The 2,118-nt window shown below is 64.5% G+C and carries 3 protein-coding genes; 2 read left to right on the top strand and 1 reads right to left on the bottom strand.

Annotation, left to right across the window (positions count from 1 at the left end; genetic code table 11):
- The coding region (locus ACIBG0_RS42190; protein ID WP_397041278.1) for a transglycosylase SLT domain-containing protein at positions 1–458 on the top strand (458 nt) is incomplete at its 5' end.
- Positions 458–1,642 carry a transglycosylase SLT domain-containing protein gene (locus tag ACIBG0_RS42185; protein ID WP_397041276.1) on the top strand — a complete coding sequence of 395 codons (1,185 nt, stop codon included), beginning with the start codon at positions 458–460 and terminating at the stop codon, positions 1,640–1,642. The genes ACIBG0_RS42190 and ACIBG0_RS42185, both read left to right, overlap by 1 nt.
- Positions 1,643–1,669: 27 nt before the next feature.
- On the opposite strand, the gene ACIBG0_RS42180 is transcribed toward ACIBG0_RS42185, so the two are convergent.
- Positions 1,670–2,118 (bottom strand): C40 family peptidase (locus ACIBG0_RS42180; RefSeq protein WP_397041274.1); only part of this gene is annotated, 449 nt, incomplete at its 5' end.

The raw sequence follows: 2,118 nt of genomic DNA, 5'->3' as shown, positions 1-2,118 counted from the left end.
ACGCTACTGCCAATGCGATCAATCGGCTCACGAACCAATACCTGTACAGTATCGCCGGGAAAAAATATGCTGGTGGCGGCACCAGTGGCCAGATGCCCGGCGGCACAGTCGGTGACTGGATCCAGCAGGCGCTGCAGGTACTGCAGCAGATGGGCTACAACATCAGCACGATCGATCCGCAGGCCATCGCGATCATCATTCAGCACGAATCGGGCGGCAATCCCAATGCCACCAATAACTGGGACAGCAATGCCGCTAAGGGCACACCGTCGATCGGCCTCATGCAGACCATCGGCCCGACGTTCAATTCGTATGCCGCGCCCGGACACAAGAACATCTACAACCCGGTCGACAATATTGTCGCCGGGGTCCGCTACTCGATAAGCCGATACGGTTCGGTCAGCAATGTGCCGGGCGTCAAGGCCGTGCGTGCCGGTCGACCGTACGAGCCCTACTGATGCCACCACCGCAGCGGGATACACCGGATCCGAGCCTCGACAACGCACACGAGGCCCGGCCCGGCACGACGACCTCCGCGCCGCGTCGGAACCCGGCACGGCGCAGTCAGACCCGGGCACCGACCGGAACTCCCGCCGCGATCGCACAGCCACCCGCCGCAACCGCGGCCACGCGCGGGCCGACCGGAGCGCCTATCGCCGAATCCGGTACCACCTCAGCCGGATCGCCTGCCGTCGCTCGCCCCGACGCACTCGCCGGATTCGGTTCGAGCGCGCCGTACGCCGCAGCGGCGCTCGGTGCGCTGGCATCCATGGCCGCGCAGTACGGCAATGCCAACCCCACCGCCGATACAGGCCAGCCGTATGCACCGCCCGCGCTCGGATCCGGACAACCGACCTCATGGCCCGGCGAATCGGGCGACCGGTACGCGGCGAATAATCTCGACACCGCACGACGCGGACAATCGACACAATCGTTGAACGCCGAACTCGGCCGTTTGCTCGGCGGTGCCGCGGATAGCACGATCCAAGGCCGAGCGGCCATCGATGGCATTATCGCCGAAGTGAATACGGCAATGACCGCACTCGGAGGTGTCGCCGACACCACTGCGGGCCGTCAGATGCTGATCACCACACTCAGCAATGCCCTACAGCGCGCAGGCGCTGTGCTCGGACAGGGACAGTCCACAGCCGCGATCACCGCGGATAAGGTTGCCGCACTTGCCGACCGGTTCCTGCAGAACGCGCGCCCGACCCGGCAGCCACAGCGCCGAGCCCAGCCGAGCACCAGCGGATCGAGTGCACGTCCGCCACGCACCCGCCCGTCCGGTCGTCAGGGTCAGTGGATCAACGACGCCCTGCGCATCCTGGCCGCCAATGGTTACGACACCCGGCACATCAATCCCGCCGATATCGCCGCGATCATCCAGCACGAATCCGCGGGCGATCCGAATGCGATCAATCTCTGGGACAGCAACGCGGCCAAGGGAACTCCGTCCAAGGGGCTGATGCAGACCATCGATCCCACTTTCAATGCCTATGCGCTGCCGGGCCACCGCGATATCTGGAACCCGGTCGACAACATCATCGCGGGCGTGCGGTACGCCATCCACCGCTACGGTTCGGTCAGCAATGTGCCCGGCATCCAGGCGATGCACGACGGCGGACATTACGTCGGGTACTGAGCGGGCGACGCGGTCGGGGTTCGACTGTCAAGACCAGCGGGTGGCGTGGTAACCGCTCGGCAGTTTGACAACTTTGACGACATCACCGGTATGCGGTGCCTCGACGCATTGGCCGTTTCCGATGTACATCATGACGTGACCGGGATTGCCATTGTTGAATTGGGCGTCGGGGAAGATCAAGTCGCCGGGGCGGATATCGGCCGGATTGACCTTCGGCAGCTGTTGATACTGGGCGGACGCCACGCGGGGGATGCTCACCCCCGCCTTAGCCGCAGCGTATTGCATCAGCCCGGAGCAGTCGAAGGAATTCGGACCTTCGGCACCCCACACATACGGATCGCCCTGTTGGGCCATTGCGACCTCGACCGCCTTCTGCCCGGCCGCGGACGTCCCGGCGGCCGATCCAGCGTATTTCTTTCCGGCGATGTTGTAGAGGTATTGGTTCGTCAGCCGATTGATCGCGCTCGCAGTGTCAG

The sequence above is a fragment of the Nocardia sp. NPDC050630 genome, from assembly GCF_044457245.1.
GTDB lineage: Bacteria > Actinomycetota > Actinomycetes > Mycobacteriales > Mycobacteriaceae > Nocardia.
The sequence above is the reverse complement of the archived record's forward strand: the minus strand, read 5'-3'. Positions and strand labels throughout refer to the sequence as shown.

Bases quoted from the DNA above. Each gene is read 5' to 3' on its own strand.
- ACIBG0_RS42185 (WP_397041276.1), top strand. From the start codon at position 458: ATGCCACCACCGCAGCGGGATACACCGGATCCGAGCCTCGACAACGCA.